Source organism: Spiroplasma sp. ChiS (genome assembly GCF_002968355.1).
GTDB lineage: Bacteria > Bacillota_I > Bacilli_A > Mycoplasmatales > Mycoplasmataceae > Spiroplasma > Spiroplasma citri.
This window is the reverse complement of the sequence record NZ_PUUH01000288.1, coordinates 1-7,440: the sequence shown is the minus strand read 5'-3', so window position 1 is coordinate 7,440 and position 7,440 is coordinate 1. Positions and strand designations below refer to the sequence as shown.

Here is a 7,440-nt window from a genome sequence, read left to right as displayed (position 1 = left end):
GTTTTTTTAGAAATATAAATTGGAATATTATCTATTTCGTAAACACCTAACTTATTTGCAATTACATGTCTTTTTTCGGTTGATTTTTCTTGATCATAACCAGTATGAACAGTAGATAATAAGGTGTGTTTTTTAACCTTTTTTCTATCGTATTCTATTTTAAGAAAAGTTCCATCAATTTGAATATATAAAGTATGCGGAACTTTTATTTTAATAGTGGTATTATTAATATAATATTTGTCGTTTGTTGTTGCATTTTTTATAATATTTGAAATTGACATTAAACTAATTTTTGCTTGTTCTAAGGCATGTAAAATATCGCGGTATTTTTTATCATCACTTAAAAACAATAAAATTCTTTCTTTAACATCATTTCCTACTTTTTGTCATTTTTTAATTAGTAAAACTTCATCTAAAATAAAAATATATTCTTCTTTTCCTGTTATTGGGTTAATTTTATAATATCTTCGTCTGTTAAACGTTATTTTACCTTTTAAAGTAATTAATGTTCTTTTAATATTATCTTTTACTCGATAATGTTTAAATTTATCATATTTTTGATAATTTTGAAAAATAAGATCATCTCACTTTTCTAACCTATATGCAATTTCTCCAACAGCATATCTATTCAAATCTTCATATGTTTTATTAAAAAAGTTGTCACCATTAATAATATTATTAATATCCATTTTAAAGTTGTTTCCTTTCCTGATTTAAAAATAAATCATCACACACATTAAAATCAACACCTAAAAAAACAAGTTATTTTTAACTTGTTTTTCCAATATTTAATTTTTTTAATATTATTTAATACAATTTTGATACTTTTTTGATAACAAATATATTATATCTTAATTTAAAATAAAAAAACAAGATTTTTTAACCTTGCTTATAATAATTTTCGTTAAAATAAATTTTTAAATAATATTTAAAATCAGAATCATCATCACTAAAACAAAAAAGGCATTCTTTACAATTATAATAATTTTTATAACAAATGTAGCAACATGGACTATTACATACAATACATTCATATCCTTTTTTTTGCTTTTCTATAACACAATCCTCTTGCACCAGTAAATTGACATTTTTCATCGTTAACATGTTTATTATATTTTTCTCAAAATATTTCTTTAAAAAATTCATTTTCTTTTTTTATTTGTTCTTCACTTTTTGGTTTATATTCAAAAAAAGATTTTATTTCTGCTTCAATTTTTTCAAATTCAGTTTCAAATTCAATTTTAGATTCTTTTTCCACTTTTTCCTCCACTTGTTCTTTTTTTAATAACATATTATCAAAAAAAATAAATTTTTATCATTATTCTTTGCTTTAATTTTGTAGAAAACTCTTGATATTTATAAAATATACCTAAAATTAGGTATATTTTTAATGTAAGAGGTAAATAATTGATGGAAAAAATAATTACAGAATTAATAAATAGTTTAACAGATGATCAATTTTTAGAATTTTATGAAAAAATAAAGCAACAAGCAGAATTAATTAAAAAACAAAAACGTTTAAATGAAATTGATCAAAAATTTAGAGATAAAGGTATTACATGTCCTAATTGCAAATCTTTTCATTGTGTTAAAAATGGTCATAATCCCGAAGGAAAACAAAAATATTTATGTAAAAAATGTCGTGCTAGTTTTGATGCTTTTCGTCATCATTTTACTTATTGAAGTCATTTAAATTATGAACAATGAAATTTATTAATTCAAATTTCATTGTTAGGACAATCTAGTAAAATAATTTCTCGCTTTATTAAAACAACACCAAAAACCGCTTGGTATAATCGACAAAAATTAATGCAATCAAAACAATTAGAAAATACTCAATTAAAATTTAAAAAATTAAATGGTCAAATCCAAATTGATGAAACTTTTATTAAAGAAATCCATAAAGGTAATTTTAAAGATAAATTTGATAAGCGAAAAACTCATCTCGATCCATTTTCAACCAATACCAAATGCTGTATTCAAATGGCAGTTGATAAAAATAATAATATTTTTGTTCAATCTACCAATACCAAACGATTACAAAAACAGTGAATTATTGAAAATATGAATAAGCAATTGATTAAAGAAAAATCAATGATTATTTCTGATATGCAACCACTATATTTATTAGTAGCAAAACAAACAAATTCTACTCTATATTCCACCAAAACTAGTACAAACCCTGATACTAGTTATCAAAAGTTAAATAAGATTAGTAAATTACAATCCAGTCTTAAAGAATCCTTAATTCATTATCATGGTTTGGGTTTCACTAATATTCAAAATTATTTAAATCTCTGAAAATGAAAATACCAACATAAAGGTTTAACACCCAACCAACAATCAACGGTATTATATTTTAACGTTTAAAAAAGCTAAATAAAAATAATAATCTTACAGTAAATTCATTTTCAAGTTGTCTTGTTGATATTTTTTTTCACTTCATCAAGAGTTTTCTACAAAATTAAAAAAACAATATAAAACTGAGATAAGGGAAGTTTTAAATTGATTTTCATAAGGATTATTTCATCCCATCGGAGCAAAACTGAGCTGGTGATAAACTAGTTTTCTCCCTAGTTTTGTGATATAATTAAATAGAAAATGTGTCAATGAGATAGGCCATCTAGGAGAAAAAACCATATGAAAAAAGATATGATTATTTTATCAGTTGAAGACTTTTTAGCATTAGAACCTGATGAAAATATTCGTGAAGTACGACATGATGCAGAATATCAGTTTGATTATGAAAGTTGAAAAACAATTCTTTATTCGTCAGGAAAATTAAAATTTATTCTTCGTTATGTTCAAGCAATCTTTCAGTGAATGAAAGAAGTAACTGATTTAACTGGTTTAACAATTAGTATTAGTGCCATTATTGTTGATAAGTTTAATTTCTCATTATTTAAAAATCAACAACATTTATTTAATTGTAGTTTATCAACTAATTTTTATTTAATTTCTGAAACAGAATGAGCAGAAAAAATTACTGAAGCACATGCTTCAAATTATGATTTAGTTAAAAATCAATTAATGTATGATCCATTAGAAATGGAACATTGAAAAGGTGAAGAAGGATTTGGCAAATTTATTAATATGCTATTAATGATTATTCGTAATGCGGAAAAAATTGATCCATTAATATTACCAATTCAATGAATGATTGAATTTAAAGATAAAAAATTAACGATGTCACGAATTAGAATGCAAATTCAAGCGTTACAAAATCGAACACCACCGGATAAAGAATTTATCATTGATTCGCGGAAAAAAAATAATAATGTTGAAGATGAAATTGAATTAGAAAAACGACCAACATTAGAACCAGTTAATAAGAATGAAAATGATGATATTGCAGCATGAAATAAATATTATAAAGAAGATGTTTAATACTTTATTAATGGTAAAAAGGGTTAAGTTCCTCCTTAACCCTTTTTGTATTATTTAATTTAATTTGGTAATTTATTTTACTTTTCTTAAAAAATAGGTATAATTTTAATTGAAAGAGATTATTGTTGACAATAATTTAACAGAGAAATAGTGGCTGGTGGAAACTATTGTAATTTTAAAGCGTGATGACAACATGAAGATAAAATTTAATAAATTTTGATAAGTAAGCTCATTAACTAAAAGATAATGAAATAGGATGGCACCTCGATTTTCCGTTCCTAAGCAATCTTTTATTTTTTTATTTAGAAGGGAAGTTAGTTATGAATATTCAAAAACCACGAGGAACTGAAGATCTTTATTATGAAAAAGCAAGTGAATTAAGTGCCCTAGAATTAATGTTGCGTAGTCTTGCTATGCAATATAACTATCATGAAATTAGAACGCCAATTTTTGAAGCAAAAGATTTATTTGTCCGTTCAGTAGGAGCAGAAACCGATATTGTTAGCAAAGAAATGTTTGAATTATTAGATAAAAAAGAAAGAGCATTTGTTTTACGCCCAGAAGGAACAGCACCTGTTATTCGCAGCATTATTGAAGATAAACTATATGGGAAATATGAATTACCGTTAAAGTTGTTTTACCTTGGGAATATGTTTCGTTATGAACGACCTCAACATGGTCGTTTACGTCAGTTTAATCAGTTTGGGGTTGAAGTGGTCGGAGCTAAGAATTATTTATTAGATGTTGAAGTAATTTTACTTGGGTATAATTTATTAAAAACTCTTGGATTAACAAACTTAATATTAAAACTAAATTATTTAATGGTTGGTGAAGCACGCACAAAGTATCTTGGCGTGTTAAGAGCTTTCTTCCAAGACCAAACATTATGTGCTGATTGTAAAATTCGGGTACAAAAGAATCCATTACGAGTATTAGATTGTAAAATTGATCATGATAAATTTGGTAATGCTTCAAAAATTTATGATTATTTAATCCCAACAGAAAATGAAGAATTTGTGGCAATTCAAAAGTTGTTAACTAAATTAGGAATTCCTTTTAGCTTAGATGCCCAATTAGTACGTGGATTAGATTATTACACTGGCATTGTTTTTGAAATTGTGATTAAGGATCAAGACCGAGAATTAACCTTATTAGGGGGAGGTCGTTATGATCAATTAGTTCATACGTTTGAACCAAGTTTAGATTATCCAGCGGTAGGATTTGCCTTAGGGTTAGAACGATTGTTATTAACTTTAGCTACGAATGATATTGTACTAGCTGATGAGTCTTATCTTGATGCTTATTTAATTTGTTTATCCGATCATGCTCGCCATTTTGCTCCTTCGTTGTTGTTATTACTACGAGCAAGTGGTTTTCGTGCTGATTGTGATTATTTAACACGGAGTGTTAAAGTCCAATTTAAATCATTAGAACGATTAAAATCGAAAAATGCTATTATTATTGGTGATGAAGAATTGAAAAAAAATGTTGTGAAAATTAAAAACCAACAAACTGGAAAAGAACAAGAAGTTAAGTTTGAAAAGATTATTGCAGTTTTAAGTAAGGAGAAGAAATAATGAAGAGAACACATCCTTGTGGGGAATTAACATTAAAAAATGTTAAGTCAAAAGTTGTTTTAAGTGGTTGAGTAGCAAAGAATCGTCGATTAGGGGGGATTATTTTCTTAGATTTAAGAGATCGAACAGGAATTATCCAAATTGTCGTGCAACCAGATCACCCCCAATATGCGATGATTAATACAATTCGGAATGAATTTGTAATTAGTGTTGAAGGTGTTGTAATTGAACGAAAAAATAAGAATTTAGAATTACCAACCGGGGAAATTGAAATTGCCGCTGAACAAATCACAATTTTATCAAAAGCCCAAACGCCACCATTAATTATTAATGATATAACGGATGCCTTAGAAGATGTTCGGATGAAATATCGTTATTTAGATTTACGTCGTCCGATAATGCAACAAAAAATTATGTTACGAAATCAATTAGTACAAACAATTCGCCAATTTTGTCAAGTTCATCAATTTATTGATATTGAAACACCAATTTTAAACAAATCAACGCCAGAAGGTGCCCGTGATTTTTTAGTTCCATCGCGTTTAAATCCTCATCATTTTTTTGCTTTACCACAATCCCCACAATTATTTAAACAGTTATTAATGTTATCTGGATTTGATAAATATTTTCAAATTGCAAAGTGTTTTCGTGATGAAGACTTACGTAGTGATCGTCAACCAGAATTTACACAATTAGATTTAGAAATGAGTTTTGTTACTCGAGATGATATTATGGATTTTGTTGAAACACTATTTCACACAATTATGCAAGATGTGATGAAGGTTAAAATTAAAACGCCATTTCTTTGGATGGATTATGATGAAGCAATTGAAAAATATGGAACCGATAAACCTGATACGCGTTATGATTTACAGTTATTTGATGCAAAAGATATTTTTGCTAAAACTGAATTTAGTATCTTTGCAACAGCGTTAAAAAAAGAGTTAAGTTTAAAAGGGATTTTTATTCCACAATTAGTAAGTAAAAAACAAGTTGAAGAATTAACTCGGATTGCCCAACAAAACAAAGCCAAAGGGTTGGCGTGAGTTAAACAAGAAAAGAATAATTGAGAAGGACCACTTGCTAAAGCACTTAGTGATAATGAAAAAACAAAATTATTACAAGTATGTAATAAACAGGCAGGAACATTCTTTTTTGTTAGTGATGAAAAAGCAATTACTTGTCAAGCTTTAGGAGCAGTACGTGTAGCATTAGCTAAAATGTTTGATTTAATCCCATTGAATGAATATCACTTCTTATGAATTGTTAATTGACCATTATATGAATGATCAGATGAGAATAATCGTTATGAAGCAGCTCATCATCCGTTTACTGCACCAACTAGTGAATTTATTGATAATTTTGAACAGAACATGGCAACTGCTCGGGCTGATGCTTATGACTTAGTTTTAAATGGTTATGAAATTGGGGGCGGGAGCATTCGTATTCATCAAAACGAGGTTCAAACACGAATGTTTAAATCGTTACAATTATCAAACCAAGAAATTGCGAATAAATTTGGTTGATTTTTAAATGCTTTTAATTATGGTGTTCCACCCCATGGCGGAATTGCTTTTGGTCTTGATCGGTTAGCGATGATTTTAACGAATAGTGAATCAATTCGTGATGTGATTGCATTTCCTAAGAATGCAACAGGAATTGAACCAATGACAGCTTCACCAAGTCCAGTTGACGGCAAACAGTTGGATGAATTAGGGATTAAGTTAAAATAATAAAATAGGAATCCTGTAAATTCAAGCAGAAAATTTTTTCTCTTGTTAATTTTATTATAACATCATTTTTAACAAATGCAACTCTTTTTTAAAAAAATATGACTGCATAAAAAAGATTGGGGTATAAAAATATAAAGAAATTAAATAAGAATAATTAAACCATTTACTAAAATGGTTTTTTATTTGAAAAAACCTAAAATAACTAATTGATTCAAAACAAGGACAGCATCTTTAAATATTTATAATTGGAATCCTGTAAATGCAAGCAGTAATTTTTGCCTCTTGTTAATTTGATGATAACATCATTTTTAACAAATGCAACTTTAAAAAAAATAAAATATTTTATAAATATAACTTAATTTAAGCATATTTAATCATACTAAAAAAGCATTTATTAAATTTTAAAATTAATAAATTTCTTTAAATATTCTGTAAAAACATTTTTTTTGCACTTATTCAATTTAAACACGGTCGGAGTTTATCATTTATAACATTAACTGCTCAATCTATTCTTTTCTGATTAACATTATTTCTTCTTCTGTGTAAACTTTGCCATCTTCATCTTTTCACATATTATTTATTCTCCTTTAATATAAGCTCCAAGAATTCCAGTTCCTTTTTTAATTTTTCTATGTAATTATTTATTGATACAGTGTTATCTTTTTTATCTATTGTGATTAAGTATTCCATTTCTTTATTAAAAATATTAATTTCATCATATCCGGCAATTTTATAACAATATT

The 7,440-nt window shown here is 26.7% G+C and carries 6 protein-coding genes and 1 pseudogene; 4 read left to right on the top strand and 3 right to left on the bottom strand.

Going from position 1 to position 7,440, the window contains the following annotated elements:
• Together C6B38_RS07425 and C6B38_RS09430 are read right to left on the bottom strand one after the other, a co-directional pair.
• Nucleotides 1–689 (bottom strand): UPF0236 family transposase-like protein (locus tag C6B38_RS07425; protein WP_199558618.1); only part of this gene is annotated, 689 nt, incomplete at its 3' end.
• A gap of 326 nt (nt 690–1,015) precedes the next feature.
• Entirely contained in the window at nt 1,016–1,258 is a 243-nt protein-coding gene (locus C6B38_RS09430) for a hypothetical protein (RefSeq protein WP_146693359.1), read from the bottom strand.
• Between the two features lie 152 nt (nt 1,259–1,410).
• Here C6B38_RS09430 and C6B38_RS07415 point away from each other — a divergent pair, with 152 nt between their 5' ends.
• From C6B38_RS07415 to aspS, 4 genes are all read left to right on the top strand, one after another.
• Nucleotides 1,411–2,370, top strand: coding sequence for an IS1/IS1595 family N-terminal zinc-binding domain-containing protein (locus C6B38_RS07415; protein ID WP_105299156.1), 960 nt, complete (start codon nt 1,411–1,413; stop codon nt 2,368–2,370).
• 270 nt (nt 2,371–2,640) lie between these two features.
• Complete coding sequence (locus tag C6B38_RS07410; RefSeq protein WP_105299155.1) at nt 2,641–3,387, top strand: hypothetical protein; 747 nt, start codon at nt 2,641–2,643, stop codon at nt 3,385–3,387.
• Nucleotides 3,388–3,707: 320 nt separating this feature from the next.
• Complete coding sequence (hisS, locus tag C6B38_RS07405) at nt 3,708–4,964, top strand: histidine--tRNA ligase (RefSeq protein ID WP_105299154.1); 1,257 nt, start codon at nt 3,708–3,710, stop codon at nt 4,962–4,964.
• Complete coding sequence (gene aspS / locus C6B38_RS07400) at nt 4,964–6,697, top strand: aspartate--tRNA ligase (RefSeq protein ID WP_105299153.1); 1,734 nt, start codon at nt 4,964–4,966, stop codon at nt 6,695–6,697. Before hisS ends, aspS begins: the two co-directional genes overlap by 1 nt.
• 420 nt (nt 6,698–7,117) lie before the next feature.
• On the opposite strand, the pseudogene C6B38_RS10365 reads toward aspS, so the two are convergent.
• Nucleotides 7,118–7,228 (bottom strand): annotated as a pseudogene (locus C6B38_RS10365) (IS30 family transposase); the annotation flags it as partial.
• Nucleotides 7,229–7,440: the final 212 nt, after the last annotated feature.